Genomic DNA, 26994 nt, shown 5'->3' with positions numbered 1-26994 from the left:
AAATTACTTGTACTTGGCGTTGGCCTTCTGCACGAACGCGTTGGTATAGGTCTCTTCCAGCTTGATCGACTTGCCCTTCAGTTCGGCGTCGAACTGGCCCAGCGCGTTGAGCGCGGTGCGCGGGCCGTCGGCCGGCATGGTGCCGTCCGGCGAGATCGCTTCCTTGACCTTGTCCCATGCGGCCAGGTACAGCGCGCGGTCGCCCAGCAGGTAGCTTTCCGGCACGGTCTTGACGATGTCGGACGGGCCCGCCTTCTGCAGCCACTTGAGCGCGCGCACCATGGCGTTGGTGAGCGCCTGCGTGGTGTTCGGGTTCTGCTGGATAAAGGCCTGCGACGCATACAGGCAGCCCGACGGCATGTTGCCGCCGAACACCGCCTGGGTGTCCTTCAGCGTGCGGGTGTCCGAGGCGATGCGCACTTCGTTCTTCTGCGTCAGCATCGACACCACCGGATCCAGGTTGGCCATGGCATCGATCTGGCCCGAACGCATCGCCGCCACCGCGCCGGCGCTGGCGCCGACGCCGATGAACGACACGTCCGACGGCTTCAGGCCATGCTTGGCCAGCACGAAGTTGGCCATCATGTTGGTCGACGAACCCGGCGCGGTCACGCCGATCTTCTTGCCCTTCAGGTCGGCGACCGACTTGAAGTTGGGCATGGTCTTGTTCGACACCACCAGCACGATCTGCGGGGCGCGGCCCTGCAGCACGAATTCCTGGTAGCGCTGGCCCTTGGCCTGCAGGTTGATGGTGTGCTCGTAGGCGCCCGAGACCACGTCGGCGCTGCCGCCCACCACCGCCTGCAGTGCCTTGGCGCCGCCGGCGAAGTCGACGATCTCGACGTCCAGCCCTTCTTCCTTGAAGTAGCCGAGGCGCTCGGCGATGGTCAGCGGCAGGTAATAGAACAGGTTCTTGCCGCCGACCGCGATGGTGACCTTGGTCTTCTCGGGCTTGCCCTGTGCCAGGGCATGGCCGAAGGTGAACCAGCCGGCCAGGAACAGCGCCAGCGCGATCAGGAATTGCTTCCAGAATTTCTTGTTATACATGCGAGATCTCCTACCCGTGTGGACTGGCGCCGCGGCAACGAGCGCTTGAAAGGGGGGGCGCCGCGGTGCGGCAAATTGCCATGCTACCGGGCGGCGCGGTGCGCCGCATCGGTATCTATACCTAGCAAACCCGCCAGCTTAGCGCCCTTACCTTTCGATCACCTTGCCGCGGCCACGGTCGTCATTCGGCGTGGATGTCGGCGGACTTGATCACCTTCGCCCAGCGCGCCAGCTCGGCCTTCTGGTATTGCGCCAGCTGCTGCGGATTCATGTACTTGGCCTCGGCGCCCAGTTCCTCGGCCTTCTTGCGGAAGGCCTCGGTGCGCATGATCTTGTCGATCTCGCCGGTCAGCTTGTCGACCACCGGCTTGGGCGTGCCCGCCGGCGCGTACATCGCAAACCACGACGACACGTCGAGGTCGGGGTAGCCGGCCTCGGGCGCCGACGGCACGTCCTTCAGGCTGGGCAGACGGGTCTTGCTGGTCACTACCAGCGGACGCAGCTTGCCGGCGGCGATATGGCCCATCAGCGGCGGCGGCGTGGTGATGGTCAGGTCAACCGAGCCGCCCAGCAGGTCGGTCATGGCCGGGCCGGTGCCCTTGTACGGCACGTGGGTGATCTTGGTGCCGGCCATCTGGTTCAGCAGCTCGGTCGACACGTGCTGCAGCGAGCCGTTGCCCGACGAGGCGTAGTTGAGCTTGTCCGGGTTGGCCTTGGCGTAGGCCACCAGTTCTTTCAGCGACTTGACCGGCAGGCTCGGGCGCACCACCAGCACCTGCGGCGCCGACAGGATATTGGCCACCGGGGCAAAATCCTTGACCGGATCCCACGACAGGTTCTTCACCAGCAGCGGCGTGATTACGTGGAAGCCCGAGTACTGCAGCATCAGCGTGTAGCCGTCGGGCTTGGCGCGCGCCACCAGGCTTGCGGCGATGCCGCCGTTGCCGCCGGGACGGTTGTCGACCACCACCGGCTGGCCGAGCGCCTTGGACAGCGGCTCGGCAATCATGCGGGCGGCGAGGTCGGTGGTGCCGCCGGCCGCGGCCGATACCACCAGCGTTACCGGCCGGGCGGGATAGCTGCCGTCCTGTGCGAGGGCCGCCGGGGCGAACCACGCCGCGCCGATTGCCGCGAGCGTCGAGACGATTGCCTTGCGCCGTGCGGGCATGGCGGGCTGGGGTTGATGGGCTTGCTTCATGAGGGTCTCCGTTTGGTCTTGTGGATACGTTGTCGTGGTGCGCGTGCAGGGCTACGCCTGCCCGGCAAAATGCTCTGCCAGCCAGGCCGGCGCCTGGTGCGTGCGCAGGCGCGGCCCCGCGCTCAGCAGCTGGCTCTTGAGGTCGCGCCCGACCAGTTCCGGCATGCCGGCGACCACGTCGAGCAGCGCGCCCAGGTCGACGCCGGTCTGCACGCCCATGCAGTCGAACATGTGGACCAGGTCTTCGGTGCTGACGTTGCCGCTGGCACCGGGCGCATAGGGGCACCCGCCCAGGCCGCCGGCGGCCGCGTCGAAGCGCGTCACGCCGGTCTGCCAGGCCGCCACGGCATTGGCCAGGCCCATGCCGCGGGTGTTGTGCAGGTGGATGGTCAGGCCGGTGGCGGGCAGCGCGTCCTGGAAGGCCTGGCACAGCGCCGCGACCTGGTTCGGATAGGCCATGCCGGTGGTATCGCACAGCGTGATGCCGGCCGCGCCGGCGTCGGCGAAGGCGCTGGCCAGCGCCATCACCTCGGCGACATCGACCTCGCCTTCGAACGGGCAGCCGAATACCGTCGACAGCGACACGTTGACCGGCACGCCGGCCGCGCCCGCCTCGGCAATCATCGCCAGCAGCTGCTGCCGCGACTGCGCGCGCGTCATGCGCAGGTTGGCGCGGTTGTGTGTTTCGCTGGCCGACATCACCAGGTTGACCTCGTCGGGGCGGCACGACAGCGCGCGTTCCAGCCCGCGCAGGTTGGGCACCAGCGCGGTGTAGCGCACGCCCGGCTGGCGCCGCATGCGGTGCATCAGGGCCTCGGCATCGGCCAGCGCGGGAATGGCGCGGGCCGAGGTGAACGAGGTGGCCTCGATGCGCGCGAAGCCGCAGGCCGACAGCGCATCGACGAAGGCCACCTTGGCATCGGTCGGCACCACCACCGGTTCGATCTGCAGGCCGTCGCGCGGCGCGACTTCATTGATCTCGACGCGGGCCGGGCCGCGCAACGGGTTGGCGGCGGCGCTCATGCGATCACCTTGCGCGCGCGCAGATCGGCAATGGCGGCGTCGTCGAAGCCGGCCTGCTTCAGCACCGCATCGGTATGCTCGCCCAGCGCCGGCGCTCGGTCATGGATGGCGCCGGGGCTGGCCGACAGCTTGGGCACCACGCCCGGCACTTCCACGGTCAGGCCGCCGGCCGAGGTCACCGACTCGATCACGCCGCGGGCGCGGTAGTGCGGGTCTTCGGCGATGTCCTTGACGGTATAGATGCGGCCCGACGGCACCTGCGCGTCGCGCAGCACCGCCAGCGCCGACTCGACCGTCTGCGTGCGGGTCCAGTCGGCGATCGCGGCATCGATCTCGTCGACGCGCGCGACGCGGCCGTCGTTGCGCTCCAGCGCGGGATCGTCGGCCAGGTCGGCGCGGCCGATGGCGAGCATCATGCGCTTGAAGATGGCGTCGCCGTTGGCCGCCACCAGCACGTATTCGCCGCTGGCGCAGGGATAGGCGTTGGAAGGCGCGATCCCCGGCAGCGCGCCGCCGGCGGGCTGGCGCACCGCGCCGAAGGCCGAGTATTCGGGCAGCAGGCTTTCGCTCAGGTTGAACAGCGACTCGTACAGCGCCACGTCGATCACCTGCCCTTCGCCACCGCGCGCATCGCGCTGGTACAGCGCCAGCAGCACGCCCATGGCGCCGTGCAGGCCGGCGATGGTGTCGCCCAGCGACAGGCCGGCGCGCACCGGCGCGCGGCCGGGCTCGCCGGTCAGGTGGCGCAGGCCGGCCATGGCCTCGGCCACCGCGGCAAAGCCGGGCTCGTCCTTCTTCGGGCCGGTCTGGCCGTAGCCGGACACGCGCAGCATGATCAGGCGCGGGTTGTCGGCATGCAGCACGTCCCAGCCCAGGCCCCACTTCTCCATGGTGCCGGGGCGGAAATTCTCGATCAGCACATCGGCCTCGGCGGCCAGCTTGCGCACCAGCGCCTGCCCTTCCGGCTGGCGCAGGTCGATGCAGACCGATTCCTTGTTGCGCGACTGCGCCTCCCACCACACCGAGGTGCCCTCATGCAGCATGCGCCATTTGCGCAGCGGGTCGCCCTGCCCGGGCGGCTCGACCTTGATGATGTGGGCGCCAAAGTCGGCCAGGGTCTTGGCGGCAAAGGGGCCGGCGATGAGTTGTCCGAGTTCGAGGACGCGAATGCCCTCAAGGATCTGTTGCGCCATGGGTGTCTCCGTGCGATGCGGCAGTCTTGTTGCAGTGCGGCAGCGCCATTGACTGGCTTGCCATACATTGCGTTCGGACGGAGTTTGCCCCAGCGCGGGGCCGGCCAGGAATCGGCAATCGGAGAAGCGGGCTTTCTCGGAACGCGAAAGGCCGCGTGGAGCCTGGCCGCAGGCGCGTCAGAACGGCGCGCGATCCCCGCACAGGTGGGTGATCAACAGCCGCGCCGAGACCGTCAGGCCGGCCGGATCGCGCAGCCCGATCAACAGCGAGCGCCGTGCCCAGGCGTCCTGCAGCGTCACCAGCGACAGCCCCATCGACTTGACGTGCGGCTCGGCCGCGATGCGCGGCAGCACGCCCACGCCCAGCCCGGCCATCACCATGCGGCACATGGCGTCGAAGCTGCGCACCTGGATTCGCAGCCGGAACGGCCGGTCAAGCCGGCTGCTCTCCTCCAGCAGGCGCGCCGCCAGCGAGGTTTCCTGCGGCAGGCTGACGAAATCGAATTCGAGCGTATCGGCGTAGTGCACCGGGCCGCGCGCGGCCAGCGGATGGTTGGGCGGGGTGATGATGACCAGCTCGTCCTGGCGGTATTCGACCGTCATCAGCCCGGCGGCGGGCGTGCGGTCGGCAAAGATGCCGACGTCGGCACGGTTCTCGACCAGCGCCGCAACGATGTCGCGGGAGTTCTGCTCTTCCAGCTCGATGCGGATGGTCGGATGGCGCTGCATGAACGAGGCCAGGTCATCGGGCAGGAACTGCGTGATCGCCGAGGTGTTGGCGCACACCCGGACCTGCCCGCGCACGCCGGAGGCGTAGTCCGACATCACGCCGGCCATGCGCTCGACGTCCTGCAGGATGGTCAGCGCATGGTGGAAGCAGGCCTGGCCGGCCTCGGTCAGCTGCACGCCGGCGGCATGGCGAAAGAACAGCGGCGCACCGACCGCGGTCTCGAGGTCGGAAATGCGCTTGCTCGCCGCCGCCACCGCCAGGTGCGACTGGCGCGCGCCGGCCGAGATGCTGCCCTGCCGGGCCACGGCAACGAACAAGCCAAGCGTGACGAGATCGAAGCGGGCCAGGTTCATGGAAGCGGACGGGAAATGAAAGCGGGCGCGCCGGTGGCAGTGCCTGCGACCGGCACGCCGGCCGGCGCGGCGGCGTTCAGAGGTTGCGGCGGTCCATCACCGCGCGGGCGATGGTGCCGGCATCGACATACTCCAGCTCGCCGCCCACCGGCACGCCGCGCGCCAGGCGCGACACCTTGAGGCCGCGCGCCTTGAGCATCTCGCCGATGTAGTGCGCGGTGGCCTCGCCTTCGCTGGTGAAATTGGTGGCGACGATGACTTCGCCGACCGGGCCGCCCAGCTCGGGCTCGGTGGCGCGCGCCAGCAGCCGGTCCAGGTGGATCTCGCGCGGGCCGATGCCGTCCAGCGGCGAGAGCCGGCCCATCAGCACGAAATACTTGCCGCGGTAGGTCAGGGTCTGCTCGATCATGACCTGGTCGGCCGGCGTTTCCACCACGCACAGCACCGAGGCGTCGCGGCGGTCGTCCAGGCAGGTCTCGCAGATTTCCTGCTCGGTGAAGGTGTTGCAGCGCTGGCAGTGGCGGATATGGTCCGCCGCGCCGCGCAGCGCATCGCCGAGCTTGCGCGCGCCCTCGCGGTCGTGCTGCAGCAGGTGGTAGGCCATGCGCTGGGCGGACTTGGGCCCGACGCCGGGCAGCACCCGCAGCGCCTCGACCAGCGCCTGCAGCGAAGTCGGCGACGACGCTTTCACAATCGCCTTAGAACGGCAGCTTGAAGCCCGGCGGCAGCGGCAGGCCCGAGGTCATCGAGCCCATCTTTTCCTGCGTGGTGGCCTCGGCCTTGCGCACGGCGTCGTTGAAGGCCGCCGCGACCAGGTCTTCCAGCAGGTCCTTGTCCTCGCCCTCGGCCAGCAGGCTGGGGTCGATGGTGACGCGCTTGACGTCGTTCTTGCAGGTCATCACCACCTTGACGAGACCGGCGCCGGACTGGCCCTCGACCTCGATCAGGGCCAGCTGCTCCTGCATCTTCTTCATGTTTTCCTGCATCTGCTGGGCCTGCTTCATCAGCCCGGCGAGTTGACCTTTCATCATGATGGAGTGCTCCTGGATTCGGTAAGAGTTCGGTGACGGAAATTCGGTAACGCCAGCCTGGCCGCCGGTCAGGCGGCGCGCGGCTGGATCGAGCCTGGCACGATCTGGCCGCCGAAGTCGCGCAGCAGCCCCTGCACGAAGGGATCGGCCTCGATCGCGGCCTCGGCCTGGCGCTGGCGTTCGGCACGGGCCTCGGCGTCGGCGGCGGCGGCGGTGACCGTGACCCCGCCGACCTCGCAGACCACGCGCACCGGCTCGCCGAAGTGGTCGCCCAGCGCCTGCTGCAGCCGCTCGGCGACGCCGTTCTCGCCCAGCGCCGCGACCGGGATGCGCAGGTGGAAGGTACGCCCGACCACCTGCGTCAGTTCGCTCTGGTACGCCAGCTGCTGCGCCAGGCCCTTCAGCGGCAGGCCTGCGGCCAGCACCGGCCAGTCGCCGGTGAAGACCGGCGGGGTGCCGTCCTCGCCCGCGGCGGGCGGGCGCGGCGCGACGAATTTGGCAGACTCCGGCGCGGCCGCGGCCTGCGGCACGGCAGTGGGCTCGCGCACGGGCCCGGTCTCGCGCGCCGGGGATGGCGCCGGGCGCGAGACGTTGCGCGGCGCCGCAGCACGCGCTGGGGGTTCGCTGAAACCGTAGTCGTTGTAGCCCGGATCGCTGTCATAGGGTCCGATCACGGGCAGGTCGGGCGGCAGTTCTTCCCACGGCGGCACATCGCTGCCACCGGCGACCTCCCACGGCGGCACCGATTCCGGTTGCGGTTTGGCGGCCACGGGGCGTGCCGCGGGCACTGCCGCCGGTGCGGGCGGCTGCGGCGCTGCCGGCCGCGAAACAGGAGCCGCTGCCGGGGCCGCTGCCGGAGCCGGTGCCGCAGCGGGACGGCTCGCGGCTACGGCCGCGGGGGCGCGCAACGGCTGCGCCGGCGGCCGCTGCGCGGCGGCCGGCGCGGCTGGCATGGCCGGTGCCGGCGCCTTGCGGGCGCCGCCGCGGGCAGCGGAAGCCTGGCGTGCGGCGGCCAGCGCCGCGGCTGCAGGCGACATCGCGCCGCCTGGCGCGCGCGCCGGCGCGGATTCAGCCACGGCAACCGGGGCCGGCGCGGCGGCAGGCTCAGCCACCGGCGCGGCTGGCGCAACCGTGGACGGCACCGCGGCTGGCACCGGCGGGGAATCGGTCATGGCTGCAGCTGGCGCGGCCGGGGCAACCGGCGCAGCGGCTACAGGCGCCGCCTGGCGTGCCTCGGCCGGTCGCGCCGCCATCGGCATGCCGGCATTGCGCGGGCGTGAAGGCGCTGCGCCGCCGCCCTGCCCCGCCGTGGCGGCCGGTTCGGACGATGGCCGGAATGCCAGCATGCGCAGCAGCGTCATGGTGAAGCCGGCGTATTCGTCCGGGGCCAGCGCCAGTTCGCTGCGGCCCAGGTTGGCGATCTGGTAGAACAGCTGCACTTCCTGCGCGTCGAACACGCCGGCCAGGCGCCGCACCTCGTCGGCTTCGGGCCATTCGTCCTGCACCGACGCCGGCACGGCCTGCGCCAGCGCCACCTTGTGCAGCAGCGAACCCAGGTCCTGCAGCGCGCCGGCGAACGACAGGCTGCGGTCGGCCATGGCATCGGCGATCGCCAGCATGGCGGCGCCGTCCTCGGCGGCCAGCGCGTCGAGCAGCTGCACCAGGTAACCCTGGTCGATCGCGCCCAGCATGCCGCGCACGGCTTCCTCGGACACCTGCCCCGCGCTGTAGGCGATGGCCTGGTCGGTCAGCGACAGCGCATCGCGCATCGAGCCATGCGCGGCCTGGGCCAGCAGCCGCAGCGCGTTGCCGTCGTGGGCGATGCCTTCCTGCGCCAGGATATGGTCCAGGTGCGAGACGATATGTCCCGGCGGCATCTGCTTCAGGTTGAACTGCAGGCAGCGCGACAGCACCGTCACCGGGATCTTCTGCGGGTCGGTGGTGGCGAGGATGAACTTGACGTGCCCGGGCGGCTCTTCCAGCGTCTTCAGCATGGCGTTGAAGGCGTGGTTGGTCAGCATGTGCACTTCGTCGATCATGTAGACCTTGAAGCGCCCGGCGGTGGGAGCGTAGACGGCCTTGTCGAGCAACTGCGCCATCTCGTCGACGCCGCGGTTGGAGGCGGCGTCCATCTCGATGTAGTCGACGAAGCGGCCGCTGTCGATTTCCTGGCAGGCCTTGCACTGCCCGCACGGCTCGGCGGTGATGCCGCCGCTGCCGTCAGGGCCGGTGCAGTTCAGGGCCTTGGCCAGGATCCGCGACAGCGTGGTCTTGCCGACCCCGCGCGTGCCGGTGAACAGGTAGGCGTGGTGCAGCCGCTGTTGTTCCAGCGCGTGCGTGAGCGCGCGGACCACGTGCTCCTGGCCGACCAGCGTGGTGAAATCCCTGGGGCGCCATTTGCGCGCTAGAACTTGATAACTCATGGCGGCGATTGTAGCAAAAGGCGGCCCCGCTCCGGCCGCCCGGGCGCCGGTGCGGGCGTCTTTATCCGGCCCCGGCGCCGGCGGCCCGCGCCGGTGGCCGCCGGCCACCCGCAGCCCGGCTCAGCCGCACTCGCCGACGTAGCCGCAATTGGCGCATTTGGCGCAACCGTCGACCTTGTGCAGGGCGTGCGCGCCACACTCCGGGCAGGGCTTGCCGGTGCCCACGCCGGGCGCGCCCGGCGCCGCGCTGGCCGCTCCGGCAAGGTCGGCCCCGGCCGCCTGCGCGCCGCCGTCGCGCTGCGCCAGCCGCGCCGCCAGCGCAGCCACCGGCACCTGGCCGCCGTCGGCATCGAGGAAGCCGCGCTTGATCAGGATGCGCTGCAGCGCATAGCCCAGCGCCGCGACCTCGGAGTCATGGAAGCGCGGCACCTCGGTGCCATCCTGGCGCACCAGCGTGCCGTAGCGCACCGTGCCCTTGTCCCACACCACGTTGCGCATGTCGGCCAGCGCCTTGGCCACGGAGCCGCCCGAGCGCGCCACCATCGACAGCAGCCGCATGGTCGAGGTGATCCATTGCTGGCCCTCGCTGCGCTGGCCCGCCGGCATGAAGAACTCCACCGGGCGCTCGATCTCCACCGGCTTGCCGTCGGCGACGCCGGCGACGCGCATGAAATTGACGGTCAGGTAGACGGTCTTGTGGCCCTCGTAGGTCAGGTATTCGACCTTGGAGGTCACGCCTTCCAGGTCGCCCACCGGCCGGCTGCCGAACGGGCGCACCAGCGGGTTGTCGTCGGCCGCGGGCACGGCGGGCGCGGCGGGCGCATCGACCGACAGCACCGCGCCCAGCACCGGGTTCGGCCGATAGGTCGCCAACCCCTTCAGGCCGGCCTTCCAGGCCTCGAGGTAGAGGTTGCGGAAGGCCTCGTACGGATAGTCCTCCGGCACGTTGACGGTCTTGCTGATGCTGGTGTCGATATACGGCTGCACCGCTTCCAGCATCCGCATATGGTCCAGCGCCGACATCTGCAGCGCGGTGACGAACGCGTCGGGCAACTGCGCCATGTCGGCCCCCATGTGACGGTAGAGCCGCCACGCATGGTCCGCCACCTCGAAGCTGCGGTAGCTGTTGTCCGGCATGCGCTTCTTGCGGTTGTAGGTCCACGAGAAGGCCGGTTCAATGCCATTCGACGCATTGTCGGCAAAGGCCAGCGTGATGGTGCCGGTCGGTGCGATCGACAGCAGGTGCGAGTTGCGCAGCCCGTGGCGGTCGATGGCCTCGCGCACCGGCTCAGGCAGCCGGCTGGCAAAGCCGCTCTGCAGGTAGGCACCGGCATCGAACAGCGGAAAGGCGCCCTTCTGCGCCGCCAGTTCGGTCGATGCCAGGTAGGCCTCGTCGCGCATGCGTTCCGAGATCCGCGCCGCCAGCTGCCGCGCCGGCTCGGTGTCGTAGCGCAGCCCCAGCATCACCAGCGCGCTGCCCAGCCCGAGGAAGCCCAGCCCGACGCGGCGCTTGGCGTGGGCCTCGGCCTGCTGTTCGGGCAACGGCCAGAAGGTCACGTCGAGCACGTTGTCGAGCATGCGCGTGGCCACGCGTACCACCTCGGCAAAGGCGTCGAAGTCGAATGCGGCCTGCGGCGTGAACGGCTGGCGCACGAAGCGGGTCAGATTGATCGAGCCCAGGCAGCAGCAGCCATAGGACGGCAGCGGCTGCTCGGCGCAGGGGTTGGTGGCCTCGATGCGCTCGCAGTAATAGAGGTTGTTGTCGGCGTTGATCTGCGACAGGAACAGGATGCCCGGCTCGGCATGGTCGTAGGTGGCCTGCATGACCTGGTCCCACAGGTTGCGCGCCGGCACGCGTCGGTACACCCATTGCCCGTCGTCGCGGCGGTACGCGCCGGCGGCGATCATGTCGGCGCCCGGCTCGGCCTCATGCACCAGCTCGACCTCGGCATCGGCCTGCACCGCCTGCATGAAGTCATCGGTGACGCCGATGGAGATATTGAAGTTGCTGAGGTCGCCCTTGTCCTTGGCGTGGATGAAGCTCTCGATATCGGGATGGTCGCAGCGCAGCACGCCCATCTGCGCGCCGCGGCGCGCGCCGGCCGATTCCACCGTGGCGCACGAGGCGTCGAACACCTTCATGAACGACACCGGCCCCGAGGCGCGCGAATGCGTGGCGCGCACCAGCGCGCCGGCCGGGCGAATCGCCGAGAAGTCATAGCCCACGCCGCCGCCGCGGCGCATGGTTTCGGCGGCCTGCGCCACCGCGGTGTAGATGCTGGGGCGTCCGTCGCGCGGCTCCGACACCGAATCGCCCACCGGCTGCACGAAGCAGTTGATCAGCGTGGCCTGGATGCCGGTGCCCGCCGCCGAATTGATGCGGCCGGCCGGCACGAAGCCGTTTTCCTGCGCCCACAGGAAGCGCGCGCTCCAGGCTTCGCGCTGGTCCTCGGGCTCGGCCTGCGCCAGCGCGCGCGCCACGCGCTGCCTGACATCGGCAATGCTGCGCTCTTCGCCCTTGGCGTATTTCTCGAGCAGGACTTCGGTGGAGATTTCCTGCGGCGCCAGCGCGCCGCGAATGATCTGGTCGTTTGCGTTCATGTATTGGCTCACCTCATGTGCGGGTCGGTGAATGGTCGGGCCAGCGCGGCATGCATTGCCTGCGCCAGATCAATCCGGCGCCATGGCGCGGGCAATGACCCGCACCCGCCAAGGGCATTCGATGCAAATTCTGCGCGCGCCCGCGCTCTGGGGTACAATGCCGCTCGGACGGGCCTCCTCGCATGGTGGCGCGGTCAACCTGGTCAGGTCGGGAACGAAGCAGCCACAGCCGTTTTCCGCCAGTGCCGAGGGTCAGGCTCGTCCACCTCACACTCCCCTTCCGCAGCACCTTCCGTAGTACCCCTTCCCTCCAGCCTGTCCAGCTCGCGCGCCAGCGGCTCGCAGCGCAGTCCCTGTCACTTTAGTACAGCCGAGCCACCATCGCGCGCGCCATGCGGCCCATTTTGCGCCCATTTGGACCCATGCGCCGTTGCCGGCGCGCCGCGCCTGCGTTCAGAACAGCGAGCCTTGTTGCGGAACCTGCGGCGCGAGGTGCTCGGCCAGAATCCATTCGCCCTCGGCAGTGGCCACGCCCGCCTCGATGCGCTTGCCGGGGAACATCGGCGCGATCGCCGCCGTGTAGCGGCCCAGCTGCGCGCGATAGGCGGCGTGCTCCTGCGGCAGCAAACGCAGCTTGTAGTCGATGACGACGACGCGGTCGTCGAATTCCACCAGCCGGTCGATACGCAGCAGCCGGCCACGCGCGTCGTACAGCTCGACCTCGTTGCGCGCGCTGCGCGCCTTGTCCGCGGCCAGCAGCGGCGCCAGCGCCGGCGCGCGCAGCATCGCCGCCACTGCAGCCAGCGCCTCTTCCACCTGTTGCCGCCAGGCCGACCGTGCCGCCGCGGTGTGCGCGCCGGTCAGCGGGAACCAGCGCAATACCGTATCGATCGCGGGCACGCCGGCAAAGGCTTCGGGATAGCGCGTCAGGCGTTCCAGCAGCGCATGCACCAGTTCGCCATGGCGGGCTGCGGCGGCGTTGAAGACGATGCCCTCCGACTCGTCCGAGGCTTCCTCGTCATCGGCAAGGGCGGGCTGTCGCAGATCATCGACGGCATCGCGGTAGCGCAGCCTGAAGTCGGTGAAGCGCACCGGCTCGCTCGGTCGCGCGGGCAGCAGTGCTTGCGCACCGGCCGCATCGCCGTGCGCGTCAGGATAGGCCGGCACCATTTCGCCGACGCCCGCGGCCTGCAGCCGCACATACCAGCTGCCGGCGATCTCGGCATTGCCCTCGCCGGCACCGGCGCGGCTGGCGCGGCCCTTGACGCCGCTGACCAGCAGGCCCTGCTGCGCACGCGTCATGGCCACGTACAGCAGGTTCCAGTTCTCGCGCTCGCCCAGCGCCGCCTCGGCTTCGAACAGCGGCGCGCGCGCCAGCCCGCGCTCGCTGCGCTTGCCGTACGCGGAGAAATGACGCGGCACCGGCGACGACGGCGGCCAGTCGACCAGGATGCCGCCACGGTCCGCGGCCGGCTCGCTGTGGTTGGCATCGAGCAGCACCACGAACGGCGCTTCCAGTCCCTTGGCGGCATGCACGGTCAGGATATGGACCGCGTCGAGGCCGGCGTAGGCCGGATCGTCGTCGGCCGGCTCGAGGTCTTCGGCGCGCTCGCCCATGCCGCCTTCGTCGGGGCTCTCGCCTTCGTCGCCGCGGCGGATTTCCTGCAGCTCGTCGATGAACTTCGGCAGGCTCGGATAGCGCCCGCCATCGAGGTCGAGCGACAGTTTCAGGAAGGCGTCGAGGTTGGCCAGCACCTGCTCGCGGATATCCGGCGGCGCGGCCTCGGCGTAGCGCCGCCGCACCTCGCCGCCGTGGAAGATCTGGTCGATCAGGTCATGCACCGGCTGGTGCGGCGCGATGCGCAGCCACTGCCGCAACCGCGGCACGCCTTCGCGCAGCGCGTCGGAAACCTGCGCCGGCAATCCTCCGGCCTCGAGGCGTGCCCACCAGCCGCCCTCGCCCTCCATTTGCGCAAGGGCCAGCAAGTCGTCGTCAGTGGCGCCCACCAGCGGGCTTTTCAAGACGTGCGCCAGGTCCAGGTCCGACTCGGGCGTCATCAGGAAGGCCAGCAGCGCCGACAGGTCGAGCGCCTCGAGCGTGGCCAGCAGGCCGCCGCGGCGCGGGCTCAGGCACGGGATGCCGGCCTCGCGCAGGGCGCGCTCATAGTCGGCCAGATGGGTCTTGCGGCGCACCAGCAGGTGCATGTCGCTCCAGCGCGCGGGCCGCTGCGTGTTGCCTTCGTGCACCGGCACGGTATCGCGCACCAGCCGCAGCCACGCCGCCACGCGTCGCCCTTCTTCCAGCCGCAGCGAATCGCCGGCCTGCCGGCGCGGCTGCAGCAGCGTGTCGCGATGCGCGGATGCAGATGCGGCCGATCCATCGTCCGCATCTTCCGCCGCGCTTTCACTGGCTTCATCGGGCTCCACCAGCGGCAACAGCCAGACCGGCCCGCCGCAGCCGCCCAGCGCCGTGGTCTGGGTCGAGTACAGCGGATAGCGGCCCTCGGCGCGCGCGCTGTCGAACACGGCGTTGACCCAGTCCAGCACTTCGGCGCGGTTGCGCCGGGTCCGGTTGGTGCGCAGCACGGTGGCGCCGAACGCGTCGCGCAGCATCTCGCCGGCGGCGCCGAAGAGCCTGGCATCGGCGCGGCGGAAACGGTAGATCGATTGCTTGGGATCGCCCACCAGGAACACCGTCGGGCGCTCGCCCAACCCCGCATACCCGGCCAGCCAGCCCTGCAGGATGCGCCATTGCAGCGGGTTGGTGTCCTGGAACTCGTCGAGCAGCAGGTGGCGGTAGCGCGCATCGAGCCGCACCTGCAGGTAGGTCGCGGTCTCCTCGTCCGACATCAGCCGCGCGGCCTGCCATTCGAGGTCGGCGAAATCCATCGCGCGCTGCTCGTCCTTGTGCTGCTGGTAGCGCCTCAGCAGTGCATCGCCGATGCGGAACAGGGCCTGGTTGATCGCCAGCACCGCGGCTTCACAGCAGCGCGCGCTGATGTCGTCGAGCATCGCGCAGATCGCGGCATGCTCGTCCAGCAGCGCATCGACCATGCCCTCACCGCCCGCGGCCTTGGCCAGCGCCGCGGTGCGCCGCAGCGAGCGCGGCCCGCCCGTGGCGGTGAAGAACGCCGCGCGCAGCTGCGCGAACACGCGTTCGGCGGGCTTGCCGGGCGCGGCGCCGGCCTCGCGCCAGGCGGCGATCGCCATCAGCGCCTCGGTGATGCGGCCGGCGTGGGCCTGCTCGCTCTTGCCGGCCGCGCCCAGGCGCGCCGCCAGCGCTTCGCAGGCATCGCGCCAGCCTTCGTCGGCCAGCGCCTGCAGCAGCACGTCGCCCTGCGCGTCCTCGCCCAGGCAGTCGGACAGCGCCTGCAGCGGGTCGCCGCCCTCCTGCATCGCCCACCATTCGCTGCGGGCGTGGAACATCGCGTCGAGCAGCGCGCGCGCCTGGAAGTCGCCGACGGTATCGACCAGCGTTTCCCACGCGGCGCGCAGCTCGGCGTAGGGCGGCGTGGCCAGCGCGCGCCACACGGGGGCCCAGGCCTCGCGCTTCATGCGCAGCGCATCCTCGCGCAGCGCCGCGCCCGGCACGATGCCCGACGCCAGCGGCGCGCCGCGCAGCAGCGTGCCGAACCAGCCGTGGAAGGTGTCGATCGCCATGCGCCCCGGTGCCGCCAGCACCTGCGCATGCAGCCGGCGCGCGCGCGGCAGCGCCTCGCGCGCGGCTTCGGCGGAAAGGCCGCGCTGCACCAGCGCAGCGATCACGTCGTCGTCGCTGTCGCGCGACAGTTGCGCCAGCACCTCGAGCAGGCGGTCGCGCATTTCTTCGGCCGCCTTGCGCGTGAAGGTGATCGCCAGGATCTCGTGCGGCGCGGCGCCAGCCAGAAGCAGGCGCACCAGCCGCGCCACCAGCAGCCAGGTCTTGCCGCTGCCGGCGCAGGCCTCGACCACCACCGAACGCGCCGGATCGCAGGCCGCGCGCGTGAATTCGGCTTCGGAAACAGGCGCGCCATCGCGCTGGTAAGGCTGGACCTCGTGCAGATCGTGAGGCGTCATGATGTCAGCGCCGGCACGGCGGTGGAGTCCCAGAAACCCTTGCGGCACAGGCCGCGGGCAGTGCAATAGACGCACGCCGACGCATCGCCGAAGGCCGGCAGCCTGGCGCCCTGGCGCAGGCGCATCACGTCGTCGCGCATCTGGCGTTCGAGCCAGGTGACGGCGGCTTCGAAGTCGGGCAGGCCGACCTCGCGCTGCGCCGCCGGCGCGCCGTCGCGCGCACCTTCTAGTGAAACCCAGCTGCCCGCCGCGGCATCGGCGCGCAGCAGGCCGTAGAACGGCAGCTGGCAGTCTTCCTCGACCTCGGCCAGCTTGCGCTTCAGGCGCGTGGCGCTCTGGGTCTTGTAGTCGAGCACGGCGTGCGCGCCGCCGGGCCCCTGGTCGAGCCGGTCGATGCGCCCGGTCAGGCGCAGCGGCTGGCCGTCGGGCATCGGCAGGTCGATGCCGGCATCGAGCTCGCCGCCGCGCCAGAACCAGCCCTCGGCCTCGCGCGTGGACTGCCACGCGACATACGACGGCAGCACCTCGCGCCAACGCCGGTAGTAGGCAATGGCGTTGCCGTCCTCGGCCATCAGCGCGCCGAAGACGTCGTCGGAGATCTCGCCCAGGCGCGCCAGGCGCTGGTCGTCGGACAGCGTCTCGCCGCGCTCGCGCCGCGCCTGCAGCTCCTTGTGGTAGGTCAGCAGCACGCGGTGCAGGGTCTCGCCGATCTCGCGCTTTTCCAGCTCGTCGCTGACCACTTCCAGCCCCGCCAGGCCCAGCATGCGGCCGGCGAAGAATTGGTAGGGGCAGCGCCGCAGCGCGTTGTACGCCTGCGCGCTCCAGCGCACCGGCACCAGCGCGGGCTCGGCGGCGGGGGCCGGCATGCCGCGCACATCGGCGAAGGTCTCGTGCGCCTGCGGCGCGGCGGTGCCTTCGATGCTGACCCTGGCGCGCGCGCAGCACGCCGCCAGCCGCTCGATCCAGCCCGACACGTGGTGCGGCTCGCCGCGGCTGCCATAGCGCTGCCAGGTCAGCACCACGTCGTCGTTGTTCAGCAGCACCTCGGCCAGGTCGCGCGCCTGTTGCGCAAAGCGTGCCTCGCGGTCTTCCAGGTCCAGCTCGCGCCGCATCTGGTTGGAGAAGAACATCAGCTCGGCGGCGCTCGACGGCAGCTGCGCGTCGTCGCAGCCGACGATCACCACGCCCTCGAAGCGTCGCATGCGCGCGCCGTTCAGCGGCAGGATGGTGATGCGCGCGGCCCCGCTGGCCGACGGCTCCTTGTAGGCGACCGATTCCAGCAGCGCCGACAGCATCGCGCGGAACTCGCCCTGCGACAGCGTGGCATGGCCGCCGGTCTCGTCGCGCGGCAGCTCCTGCAGCCGCGCCAGCGCATCGAGCAGCTGGCTGCCGGCATCGTCCGCGGCCAGCGCGGCGCGCATGCCCAGGCCATCGAGCATGCCGTCGAGCCGTTCCAGCCAGGTCGCCAGCGGATGCTGGGCGAAACCGCGCGGCCAGCGCGCGGCCTCGTCGGCCAGCACGGCGATCAGCGCATGGGCCGCGCGGCGCGGCGCCTGCCCGGCATCCTCGTCGTCCCCGGCGGCCTCCTGCGCGTTGGCCGGCGCGTGCGCGAACATCTGGCGCAGCCGCGCCCAGCCGCCGGTAATGCCCTCGCGCCGCACCTGGCGCTCGAGCAGCGCGATGGCCGCGCCGCGCGCGGCGACATCGGGCAGGCAGAACGGGCTCTTGAGCAGGTCCAGCAGCGCGGCGGTATCGCCATCGCGCACCAGCAGGTCGAACCAGCGCATCAGCGCGGCGGCGGCGCGCGTGGTCGACAGCTTCCAGCCGGTCTCGTCGCGCACCGGCGCGCCGGCGCGGGCCAGCAGCGCGCGTGCGCGGCGTGCCACCACGCGGTCGTGCGCGACCAGTGCCACCTGGCGTCGTCCCGCATTGAGCCACTGCACCAGCTGCGCCGCCGCGGCGGCAGCTTCATCCTCGAAGCGGGCACAGCCGATGACGCGCACCGACGGGCGCTGCGGCGGCAGCGCGGGCATCGCCGGCGGGGCCGCGTGGAGCGCGGCCTCATCGTCGCCGGCGATCCTGGCTTCCGGCCACAATGCCAGCAGCGCGTGGTACCAGCCGGCCTCGCCTTGCTCCTGCCCGCTCCAGTCGTAGCCCACCTGCAGCACCGGCACCAGTTCGGCGGCATCGCGCAGGAACGCGGCCTCGAGCGGCGTGGGCGGGGTCGGCGCAATCCAGACCACCGGGCCGCGCAGCTGCTGCGACAGTTCGCGCAGCGCGCGGCGCTTCGCCGGCAGCGGATCGTCGGGCCCGGACAGCGCCTGCCAGAACGCCAGCACGATGCGGGCTTCCTCGCCCAGGAACCGCTCCGACAGATGCGCATAGGTCCGCGCCAGCGCGCCCTGCAGCAGGCCCGCGCGATCGTCGCCGTCGACCTCGTCGTCGTCGCGGATGGCGGCGTCTTCGAGCCAGCGCGCGCTGAGCTCGTCGCAGATCGCCAGCAGCGTCTGCGACAGGCCCCAGGCCGCGGTTTCGTTCTGCGCGCCGAAGGCCCGGCGCAGCCAGTCCTGACCGCGCACCGCCTGCTGCACGGCGAGCAGGCGCGCGGCCGGGCTGCGTACCGGCGCGCCCTCGGGCGGCAGGTCGAGCAGCCAGTGGCCCAGCGTCAGCACGCGCGGCAACAGCCGCGGCCGTCCGGACGCACGCGCCGCGGCGTCCAGCGCCTGGCGCACGCCCGGAATCTGCGCGGCAGTCGGCACCACCACGTGCGCGTCCGCCTCGGGCGCGCCGCAGCGGTCGAGGAAATACCAGGCAGCGGTGGCTGCCTGCTCGAGAAAATCAGGACCGGGGTGAAAGCTCAGCGACGTCATGGACCGTCATTGGGTCGTCGGCCGCAAGGATGCGGGAACGGCGTCGGGTTGGAACGAATCAGGAAGCAACGAATGGCAACCATGGCGCGGCGGCGCCGGCCGGCACGTCCGGCGGCGCAGGCACCGCGGAACGGGGACAGCCGCGCCGCTTCAGTCAGATCCGCCTTCCAGGCGGGCGCGGATCTCGCGCGCGGTTTCGAGCAGGCCTTCGTAGCCCGAGCGCGCATGCTCGGGCAGGTCGGGGTCGCCCACCAGCGTGCCGAGCGTTTCGATGATGCTGTAGACCAGCCCGCGCGCTGCGCCGCTGGCGATGCTGTTGGTCTCCACGGCGCTGCTGAGATGGTCCAGCGCATCGCTCAGGTGGTCGACGTCCGGCGCCTGGCCGGGCTCGGACTGCGAAGGCTTGCGGGGATCGGTGTTCATGTCGGTGACCTAGTCAGGGGGCGCAGGGGCATGGATGGTGCGCCGCGGGTCGCCCGGCGGGCGTCGTGCGGACCGCTTCTATTCTACGCGCACGCCGCACGCATCCGGCACCCCGGCGCACGCAAGTGCATTCCATGACACCCACCCCTGGCCGGCACGCCGATTGGGCAAATCTCTCGCCGCCATTGAAAATAAGCATTTCAATGAATTAAGCCTTTGCACCAGAATGACGGCATTGTTTGCGGGCCCTTATGCCCCGCTGCCGCAGTTTGCCGGAAGTGCCGGCGGGCCGGTCTTGAAAATCGGCAAACTGGTAACATATCGGCAGCACCGGGCGCGGTAGCGGCCTCCACCGCCTGCTTCAGGCGTAAGGAGGCGGCCCGACGGGTCCGCGCAATCTCGTGTAAGGTAACGGTTCGGCCGTCCCGCCTTCAACATAAACAGAGCGAAACCAGAGGTTTTCCGCCATGAGCGAACAAATCAAGTATGTGAGCGACGCCTCGTTCGACGCTGACGTCCTCCAGTCCGACAAGCCCGTCCTGCTCGATTTCTGGGCGGAGTGGTGCGGCCCCTGCAAGATGATCGCGCCGATTCTGGACGAAGTCGCCAAGGACTACGGCGACAAGCTGCAGGTCGCCAAGATCAATGTCGATGAAAACCAGCAGGTGCCGGCCAAGTTCGGCATCCGCGGCATCCCGACGCTGATCCTGTTCAAGAACGGCGCGGTCGCGGCCCAGAAGGTCGGCGCGCTGTCCAAGTCGCAACTGACTGCCTTCCTCGACGGCAACCTGTAAGCTGCGCGCCGGGACCCGACCCGCGGTCCCGGTTTCGTCACGATCCGACGTGCGTGCGCCACACCCTGGCGCGCCGGTCGGATTGTGCTAAGATGCCACCAACAACTCCCCGAGCGTTCGCTCATTTTCTCCCCCTTCCTTTACGTCTCGCCCGTCCGGGCCCATCTGTACCCCTCGTCTATGCACCTGACAGAACTCAAATCGCTTCACGTGTCTGCGCTTCTCGAAATGGCGGCTACGCTCGAGATCGACAACGCACAGCGGATGCGCAAACAAGAACTGATGTTTGCGATCCTGAAGAAGCGCGCCAAGATGGGCGAAACCATCTACGGAGACGGCACCCTGGAAGTTCTGCCTGACGGCTTCGGTTTCCTGCGCTCGCCCGAGACCTCGTACCTGGCCAGCACCGACGACATCTACATCAGCCCGTCGCAGATCCGCCGCTTCAACCTGCACACCGGCGATTCGATCGAGGGCGAGGTGCGCACGCCCAAGGACGGCGAACGCTATTTCGCGCTGGTGAAGGTGGACAAGGTCAACGGGCAGGCGCCCGAAGCGGTCAAGAACCGCATCATGTTCGAGAACCTGACGCCGCTGCATCCGAACCGGCCGCTCACGCTTGAACGCGACATCAAGGCGGAAGAAAACATCACCGGCCGCATCATCGACATGATCGCGCCGATCGGCCGCGGCCAGCGCGCGCTGCTGGTGGCGTCGCCCAAGTCGGGCAAGACCGTGATGCTGCAACACATTGCACATGCGATCGCCAACAATCATCCCGAAGCCGACCTGTTCGTGCTGCTGATCGACGAGCGTCCGGAAGAAGTGACCGAGATGCAGCGCTCGGTGCGCGGCGAAGTGGTGGCCTCCACCTTCGACGAACCCGCCATCCGCCACGTACAGGTCGCCGAAATGGTGATCGAGAAAGCCAAGCGCCTGGTCGAACTGAAGCGCGACGTGGTGATCCTGCTGGACTCCATCACCCGCCTGGCGCGCGCCTACAACACGGTGGTGCCGGCCTCGGGCAAGGTACTGACCGGCGGTGTCGACGCCAACGCGCTGCAGCGCCCCAAGCGCTTCTTCGGCGCCGCGCGCAACCTGGAGGAAGGTGGTTCGCTGACCATCATCGCCACCGCGCTGATCGAGACCGGCAGCCGCATGGATGACGTGATCTACGAAGAGTTCAAGGGCACCGGCAACATGGAAGTGCACCTGGAACGTCGCCTGGCCGAAAAGCGCGTCTATCCGTCGATCAACCTGAACAAGTCCGGCACGCGCCGCGAAGAGCTGCTGATCAAGCCGGACATCCTGCAGAAGATCTGGGTGCTGCGCAAGTTCATCTCCGACATGGACGAAGTGCAGGCGATGGAATTCATCATGGACAAGATGAAGGCCACCAAGAACAACGCGGAGTTTTTCGATATGATGCGCCGAGGCGGCTGAGCCTCGCTGCGGCCATGCCGCAACGCAGACAGGAAGGCGTGCCGCGGCACGCCTTTTTTGTTTTTCCGACGATGTCATGCTGGGCAAACTGACCACATTCCTGCGCTCGCGCTCGCGCGCCCGCAAGCTCGAGCACTACGCCATCCCCGACACGCTCTGGGCGCGCACCGTGGCCAGGCTGCCGTTCGTGCAGCGCTACGGCAGCGCCGACCTGGCGGCGCTGCGCGAGCTGGCGACGCTGTTCATCGCCGAGAAGGAATACTCCACCGCGCACGACCTGCCGCTGGACGACGACATGGTGGTCAGCGTCGCGGTGCAGGCCTGCGTGCCGATCCTGAAGCTGGGGTTGCCGTGGTATCGCGGCTGGCATGGCATCGTGCTCTACCCGGGCGAGTTCATCATCCGCCGGACCGTGCAGGACGAGATCGGCCTGGTCCACGGCGTGGTCGAGGAAGCCAGCGGCGAAGCGTGGGAGCACGGACCGGTGATCCTGTCCTGGCCCGACGTGCACAGCCCCGGCGCGGGCATCGACAGCGACCATGAACTGCCGGCGGACACCTACAACGTGGTCATCCACGAATTCGCCCACAAGCTCGACATGCTCGACGGCGAGCCCGACGGCGTGCCGGCGTTCTCGCGCGTGCTGCATCCCGAGGTCGACGCCGAGGCCTGGGCCGAAACCTTCCTGAGCGAGTACGACCGCTTCGCCGAGGCCTGGGACGCGCGCGACGAGGCCGACTGGGAGCACCCGGAGCGCTTGCCGGCGGCGCTGCGCATCATCGATCCGTACGGCAGCGAGGCCCCCAGCGAGTTCTTTGCGGTGACGTCGGAGGCATTTTTTGTCGAGCCAGTCGGGCTGGCGCGGCATTGGCCGGCGGTTTACCAGTCCTTGGCGGCGTTCTATCGGCAGGATCCTGCCGCAATGTGAGATACACGTCGCTTTGGGGCCGCAACACTTTGTTGGAGCGGGGCCCTACGCCCTTCCCCAAGTATTTGTTTTTCTGCCATAATCCCGGTTTGCCCGTAATCGGCAAGTGGTTCGTTCGTGGCCGCGCCATGCCTTCTCCCCCGGCGGAGAACCGCGGACTGCAACGGACTGGCTACCCAACCAGAAAGGACTCATCATGAAAGAAGGCATTCACCCGAATTACCGCGAAGTCGTGTTCCAGGACATGTCCAGCGACTTCAGCTTCATCACCCGCTCGACCATCCAGACCAAGGACACGATCGTGAAGGACGGCAAGGAATACCCGCTGGCCAAGATCGAAGTCTCGTCGGAATCGCACCCGTTCTACACCGGCACCCAGAAGATCATGGACACCGCCGGCCGCGTGGAAAAGTTCCGCCAGAAGTTCGGCAACAAGCTGGGCAAGGCTGCGAAGTAATCGCGTTCAGCGACCCCGCTTCGCGCCAGCCGCGGACAAGTTCCGGGCGGGCGCGAACCAGCAAAGAGGCAGCATCGGCTGCCTCTTTGCATTTGTGCCGTAGCGCCGCACAGGCAAGCCCTGTCGGCCCTGGCAGCCCAGCCGGCACTGCCCGCCATTCGGATTTACCCCCACATTCCGTGAGGCTTCCACGCCATGCCACGGCCACGCGGCCGCCGCATGCGCGATACTGTGGCCTTCGCGCCATGGCGCCACGGCCCGACCTGAGCATCGATGCGTCAAGCCAACACCTCACCCGTCCAGTTGACCGCAGCCGCCACCGGCGCCCTGCCGCGCGCGCTGCTGCTGGCCATCTGCATCATCTACGGCCTGGTCGGCCTGTTCGGGCGCGACCCGTGGAAGAACGAGGACGCCGCCGGCTTCGGCGTGATGTGGCAACTCGCCACCGGCAGCACGCACGACTGGCTGATGCCCAACATCGTCGGCCGCCCGTACAGCGAGGACGGCCCGCTGGTGTTCTGGATCGGCGCGCTGATGATCCGCGGCTTTGGCGGCTGGCTGGGCGCGACCGACGCGGCGCGGCTGGCGACGGCGCTGTTCTTCTTCGCCACCTGCGCCTGCATCTGGTACACCACCTACCTGCTGGGCCGGCGCGATGAGGTCCAGCCCTTTGCCTATGCCTTCGGCGGCCAGCCCAATGCGCGCGACTACGGCCGCACGCTGGCCGACGGCGCGCTGCTGATCTTCCTCGCCTGCGTGGGCCTGGCCATGCGCGGGCACGAGACTACGCCGCAGGTCGGCCAGGTCGCGTTCATCGCGCTGGCGCTGTACGGCATGGTGCGCAGCCTCGACAAGCCCACCCAGGGCAGCCTGATCTATGGTGCCGCGCTGGGCGGCCTGACGCTGGCCAGCGGGCCGCTGCTGGCGCTGGCGCTGCTGTTCGGCACGGCGGTGTGCGCGCTGGTGTGCAAGCCGCTGCCATGGCGGCGCCTTGCCGCGGTCGCGATTCCGCTGGCGCTGCTGATCGTGGCGGCGTGGCTGGCGGCCGCCTATTTCGGCGCGGCCGACCGCAACGAGGCCGTGACCTTTATCCGCGAATGGTCGCGCTATGACCGCCGCAGCTACGGCTCGCCCAATATGGCGACGTTCGGCTTCAACATGCGCAACCTGTTCCTGTACACGTGGCCGGTGTGGCCGATCGCGGGCTGGGCCTGGATCGCCTGGACTGGCATGCGCAGGGCACCCCATGTCGCGGCGCCGCTGGCGCTGCTGTTGCCGGTGCTGGTGCTGCTGTTTTTGCAGCGCAGTGCCGGCGACGTGCAGTTCATCCTGCTGCTGCCGCCGATGGCCGTGCTGGCCGCCTTTGCGCTGCCGACGCTGGCGCGCGGCGTGATCAACGCCATCGACTGGTTCGCGCTGCTGTTCTTCACCATCTTCGGCGGCACGGTCTGGTTCATGTGGATCGCCAAGACCACCGGCTGGCCGCCGCGCATTGCGCGCAACGTGTTCCGCCAGCTGCCTGGCTACCAGCATGAATTCACCATCGCCGCGGTGGTGTTTGCACTGGCGGCGACGCTGGCCTGGGTGCTGATCGTGCGCTGGCGCCTGTCGCGCGCGCCCAAGCAGATCTGGCGCCCGGTGGTGATTTCCGCGGCCGGCACCACGCTGATGTGGGTGATGGCGATGACGCTGTGGCTGCCATCGATCAACTACGGCAAGACCTATCGCGACGTGGCCCAGGCGGCGTCGATGGCGCTGCCGCCGGCCTACCAGTGCGTGCAGCCGATCCGCATGGGCGACGCGCAGCTGGCGTCGTTCGCCTACTTCGGCCATATCCGCTTCGGCGGGCCCAACGACGGCTGCGACGTGCTGCTGCGCCACGATTCGGTCGACTACGGCGAGCCGGGCAATATCTCGCATTTCGAGTGGCGGCTGATCTGGGAAGGCCGGCGCCCGGCCGACCGCGACGAGCGCTTCCGCATGTACCGCCTGGTCGATACCGCACGCGCGGTCCACCCGCGCCCCGACCTGCCGCGACGCCGGCTGCCGCGCCAGCCCTGAGCGGCTATTCGCCGGTAGCCATCTCTGGCCGCAGCACCTGACACATACCGCAGCGCCTGACGCGCCCACGAACCATTCCGGCCGCAGGCGGCTGCGGGGCTGGACTTCCAGCCCGCCCCCTGCCGAGCCCTGAATGACACTGTTCCAAGACCTTCGCCGCATTGCCAGCCTGGCCGCCCCCGTGCTGGCCGGGCAACTCGCCGTGATCGCCTTCGGCGTGATCGATACCGTGATGGCCGGACGCGCGTCCGCCACCGACCTCGCTGCCGTGGGCCTGGGCGGGTCGATCTACGTGACCATCTATATCAGCCTGATGGGCGTGCTGCAGGCACTGTCGCCCATCGCCGGCCAGCTTTATGGTGCCGGCCGCCTCGAGGCCATCGGCGCGGAAGTGCGGCAGGCCGCCTGGCTGGGCGCGGCGCTGGCGCTGCCCGGCGTGCTGCTGCTGGCGTTTCCCGGCCCGCTGCTGGCCTTCGCCAAGGCGCCGCCGGAACTGGTCGAGAAAGCCACCGCCTACCTGCATTTCGGCGCCTTCGGCTTGCCGGCGGCACTGGCCTTCCGCATTTACTCGGCGCTGAACAATGCCCTGTCCCGGCCGATCATGGTGACGGTGCTGCAGGTCGGGGGGCTGGCGCTGAAGGTGCCGCTCAACGCCTGGTTCATCCACGGCGGCCTGGGGGTGCCGGCGATGGGCGGTCCCGGCTGCGGCCTGGCCTCGACGCTGATCAGCTGGGCCTGGTGCATCGCCGGACTGCTGATCCTGCGCCATGGCAGCACCTATCACCCGCTGCGCATCTTCGACACCTGGAGCTGGCCCGCCGCCGCGCCGCTGCGCGCGCTGCTGCGCCTGGGCGTGCCGATGGGGCTGACCTACCTGATCGAGATCACGTCGTTCACGCTGATGTCGATCTTCATCACGCGCCTGGGCACGGTGACGCTGGCCGGCCACCAGATCATTGCCAACCTTGGCGCCGTGGCGTACATGCTGCCGCTGTCGCTGGGCATTGCGACCTCGACACTGGTGGCGCAGCATCTCGGCGCGCGCGACCGGGGCGGCGCCAGCCGCCTCGCCTGGCGCGGCATCCGCATGGCGGTGGTGCTGGCAGTACTGACCGGCGCGCTGCTGTGGCTGCTGCGCAAGCCCGTGCTCGACGCCTATGCCAGCGATCCCTCGGTGGTCGCCGCGGCGCTGCCGCTGGTGCTGTTCGTGGCGTTCTATCAGGCCTTCGACGCGGTGCAGGTGATGACGGCCTTTATCCTGCGCGCGTACAAGATCGCGCTGATCCCGACCGTGATCTACGCCGGCTCGCTGTGGGGCATCGGGCTCGGCGGCGGTTACGTGCTGGGCTTTAGCCTGATCGACGGCATGCCCGCCTTCACGCGAGGTGCGAGCGGCTTCTGGCTGGCCAACAGCATCAGCCTGGCCATTGCAGGCGTGCTGCTGGTGCGGTATTTCAGCCGGGTCAGCAGGGACTCGGTAAGCTGAATCGCGCAAAAAGAAAAAGCCCGCTTGCGCGGGCTTTTCAAAGTTGGCGGAGTGGACGGGACTCGAACCCGCGACCCCCGGCGTGACAGGCCGGTATTCTAACCGACTGAACTACCACTCCTTAGTCGGCTGCCGACTCAAGCTACTGCTTGAGACGACATGCTGGACGTCTGATTACGCCCGGCTGTTTTGGCGTCCCCTAGGGGATTCGAACCCCTGTACTCACCGTGAAAGGGTGATGTCCTAGGCCTCTAGACGAAGGGGACAGAAACTTGTTATTCAACGCGTTTTCTGTCTTGCGCTGGAAAGTCCGCCATCATAGCAGCCTTTTTCGCGCTTGGGAAGCTTCTTTTCAGACGCTTCCCGGATTCTGGTGGAGCTAAGCGGGATCGAACCGCTGACCTCTTGCATGCCATGCAAGCGCTCTCCCAGCTGAGCTATAGCCCCGTATCCGGTACTCTGGACGGTTACTGCTGGATCCTTCCACCGCCACTGCTTGCGCAGCGTTTGCAGCGAAGACAGGATTATATAGCGATTTCGGCAACGAATGCAACATATTTTATTGCATTTACCGCGATTCAAAACATAATCCCTCACCCAAAAGAAAAACCCGCATGGCGATTACACCATGCGGGTTTAGTTTTGGCGGAGTGGACGGGACTCGAACCCGCGACCCCCGGCGTGACAGGCCGGTATTCTAACCGACTGAACTACCACTCCTTAGTCGGCTGCCGACTCAAGCTACTGCTTGAGACGACATGCTGGACGTCTGATTACGCCCGGCTGTTTTGGCGTCCCCTAGGGGATTCGAACCCCTGTACTCACCGTGAAAGGGTGATGTCCTAGGCCTCTAGACGAAGGGGACAGAAACTTGTCT

The 26994-nt window shown here is 69.2% G+C and carries 18 protein-coding genes, 5 tRNA genes and 1 other RNA gene; 7 read left to right on the top strand and 17 right to left on the bottom strand.

Annotation, left to right across the window (positions count from 1 at the left end; translation table 11 throughout):
• Nucleotides 1-3: 3 nt before the first annotated feature.
• The 9 genes from C7416_RS06675 to C7416_RS06635 form a co-directional block, all read right to left on the bottom strand.
• Nucleotides 4-1047, bottom strand: coding sequence for an ABC transporter substrate-binding protein (locus C7416_RS06675; protein WP_111517699.1), 1044 nt, complete (start codon nt 1045-1047; stop codon nt 4-6).
• Between the two features lie 181 nt (nt 1048-1228).
• Nucleotides 1229-2245, bottom strand: a complete 1017-nt coding sequence (locus tag C7416_RS06670; RefSeq protein WP_111517698.1) for a Bug family tripartite tricarboxylate transporter substrate binding protein — start codon at nt 2243-2245, stop codon at nt 1229-1231.
• Between the two features lie 51 nt (nt 2246-2296).
• Nucleotides 2297-3268, bottom strand: a complete 972-nt coding sequence (locus C7416_RS06665) for a hydroxymethylglutaryl-CoA lyase (RefSeq protein ID WP_111517697.1) — start codon at nt 3266-3268, stop codon at nt 2297-2299.
• The gene (locus C7416_RS06660; protein WP_012353185.1) at nt 3265-4461 is read right to left on the bottom strand and encodes a CaiB/BaiF CoA transferase family protein; all 1197 of its coding nucleotides are present in this window, start codon (nt 4459-4461) and stop codon (nt 3265-3267) included. Before C7416_RS06660 ends, C7416_RS06665 begins: the two co-directional genes overlap by 4 nt.
• 177 nt (nt 4462-4638) lie before the next feature.
• Complete coding sequence (locus tag C7416_RS06655) at nt 4639-5544, bottom strand: LysR family transcriptional regulator (protein WP_012353186.1); 906 nt, start codon at nt 5542-5544, stop codon at nt 4639-4641.
• A gap of 76 nt (nt 5545-5620) precedes the next feature.
• A complete protein-coding gene (gene recR / locus C7416_RS06650; RefSeq protein ID WP_010814257.1) occupies nt 5621-6235 on the bottom strand; it encodes a recombination mediator RecR in 615 nt (204 codons plus the stop codon).
• Nucleotides 6236-6242: 7 nt separating this feature from the next.
• Complete coding sequence (locus C7416_RS06645; protein ID WP_062800650.1) at nt 6243-6575, bottom strand: YbaB/EbfC family nucleoid-associated protein; 333 nt, start codon at nt 6573-6575, stop codon at nt 6243-6245.
• 68 nt (nt 6576-6643) lie between these two features.
• Nucleotides 6644-8998 carry a DNA polymerase III subunit gamma/tau gene (locus C7416_RS06640; protein ID WP_111517696.1) on the bottom strand — a complete coding sequence of 785 codons (2355 nt, stop codon included), beginning with the start codon at nt 8996-8998 and terminating at the stop codon, nt 6644-6646.
• A 120-nt stretch (nt 8999-9118) separates the two neighbouring features.
• The gene (locus C7416_RS06635) at nt 9119-11599 is read right to left on the bottom strand and encodes an adenosylcobalamin-dependent ribonucleoside-diphosphate reductase (RefSeq protein ID WP_111517695.1); all 2481 of its coding nucleotides are present in this window, start codon (nt 11597-11599) and stop codon (nt 9119-9121) included.
• Nucleotides 11600-11766: 167 nt separating this feature from the next.
• Here C7416_RS06635 and ffs point away from each other — a divergent pair.
• An RNA gene (gene ffs / locus C7416_RS06630) (signal recognition particle sRNA small type) lies at nt 11767-11865 on the top strand.
• A 187-nt stretch (nt 11866-12052) separates the two neighbouring features.
• Here ffs and C7416_RS06625 read toward each other — a convergent pair.
• The 3 genes from C7416_RS06625 to C7416_RS06615 form a co-directional block, all read right to left on the bottom strand.
• Complete coding sequence (locus C7416_RS06625; protein ID WP_111517694.1) at nt 12053-15655, bottom strand: UvrD-helicase domain-containing protein; 3603 nt, start codon at nt 15653-15655, stop codon at nt 12053-12055.
• On the bottom strand, nt 15652-18525 hold the full coding sequence (locus C7416_RS06620; protein ID WP_111517693.1) for a PD-(D/E)XK nuclease family protein: 2874 nt from the start codon (nt 18523-18525) through the stop codon (nt 15652-15654). Before C7416_RS06620 ends, C7416_RS06625 begins: the two co-directional genes overlap by 4 nt.
• A 150-nt stretch (nt 18526-18675) precedes the next feature.
• A complete protein-coding gene (locus C7416_RS06615) occupies nt 18676-18948 on the bottom strand; it encodes a hypothetical protein (protein ID WP_111517692.1) in 273 nt (90 codons plus the stop codon).
• 467 nt (nt 18949-19415) lie between these two features.
• Between C7416_RS06615 and trxA the strand changes: the two genes are divergently transcribed.
• The 6 genes from trxA (at nt 19416) to C7416_RS06585 (ending at nt 26117) form a co-directional block, all read left to right on the top strand.
• The gene (gene trxA / locus C7416_RS06610) at nt 19416-19742 is read left to right on the top strand and encodes a thioredoxin TrxA (protein WP_029046118.1); all 327 of its coding nucleotides are present in this window, start codon (nt 19416-19418) and stop codon (nt 19740-19742) included.
• A 180-nt stretch (nt 19743-19922) separates the two neighbouring features.
• Nucleotides 19923-21185, top strand: a complete 1263-nt coding sequence (gene rho / locus C7416_RS06605) for a transcription termination factor Rho (protein ID WP_012353193.1) — start codon at nt 19923-19925, stop codon at nt 21183-21185.
• Between the two features lie 76 nt (nt 21186-21261).
• Entirely contained in the window at nt 21262-22113 is an 852-nt protein-coding gene (locus tag C7416_RS06600) for a M90 family metallopeptidase (protein ID WP_111517691.1), read from the top strand.
• Between the two features lie 196 nt (nt 22114-22309).
• Entirely contained in the window at nt 22310-22570 is a 261-nt protein-coding gene (locus tag C7416_RS06595; protein WP_012353195.1) for a type B 50S ribosomal protein L31, read from the top strand.
• A gap of 273 nt (nt 22571-22843) precedes the next feature.
• Nucleotides 22844-24631 (top strand): ArnT family glycosyltransferase, encoded by a 1788-nt coding sequence (locus tag C7416_RS06590; RefSeq protein WP_062800660.1) that lies wholly within the window; start codon nt 22844-22846, stop codon nt 24629-24631.
• A 133-nt stretch (nt 24632-24764) separates the two neighbouring features.
• Nucleotides 24765-26117 (top strand): MATE family efflux transporter, encoded by a 1353-nt coding sequence (locus C7416_RS06585; protein WP_111517690.1) that lies wholly within the window; start codon nt 24765-24767, stop codon nt 26115-26117.
• 44 nt (nt 26118-26161) lie between these two features.
• On the opposite strand, the gene C7416_RS06580 is transcribed toward C7416_RS06585, so the two are convergent.
• The 5 genes from C7416_RS06580 to C7416_RS06560 all read right to left on the bottom strand — a co-directional run bounded on the left by C7416_RS06580 (nt 26162) and on the right by C7416_RS06560 (nt 26982).
• Nucleotides 26162-26238: transfer RNA gene (locus C7416_RS06580), tRNA-Asp, on the bottom strand.
• A 69-nt stretch (nt 26239-26307) separates the two neighbouring features.
• Nucleotides 26308-26383: transfer RNA gene (locus tag C7416_RS06575), tRNA-Glu, on the bottom strand.
• Between the two features lie 105 nt (nt 26384-26488).
• A tRNA-Ala gene (locus tag C7416_RS06570) sits at nt 26489-26564 on the bottom strand.
• Between the two features lie 196 nt (nt 26565-26760).
• Nucleotides 26761-26837 (bottom strand) — tRNA-Asp (locus tag C7416_RS06565).
• Nucleotides 26838-26906: 69 nt separating this feature from the next.
• Nucleotides 26907-26982: transfer RNA gene (locus C7416_RS06560), tRNA-Glu, on the bottom strand.
• Between the last annotated feature and the right edge of the window lie 12 nt (nt 26983-26994).

The sequence above is a fragment of the Cupriavidus phytorum genome (assembly GCF_003254285.1).
Lineage (GTDB): Bacteria > Pseudomonadota > Gammaproteobacteria > Burkholderiales > Burkholderiaceae > Cupriavidus > Cupriavidus phytorum.
This window is presented reverse-complemented; position numbering and strand designations above follow the sequence as displayed.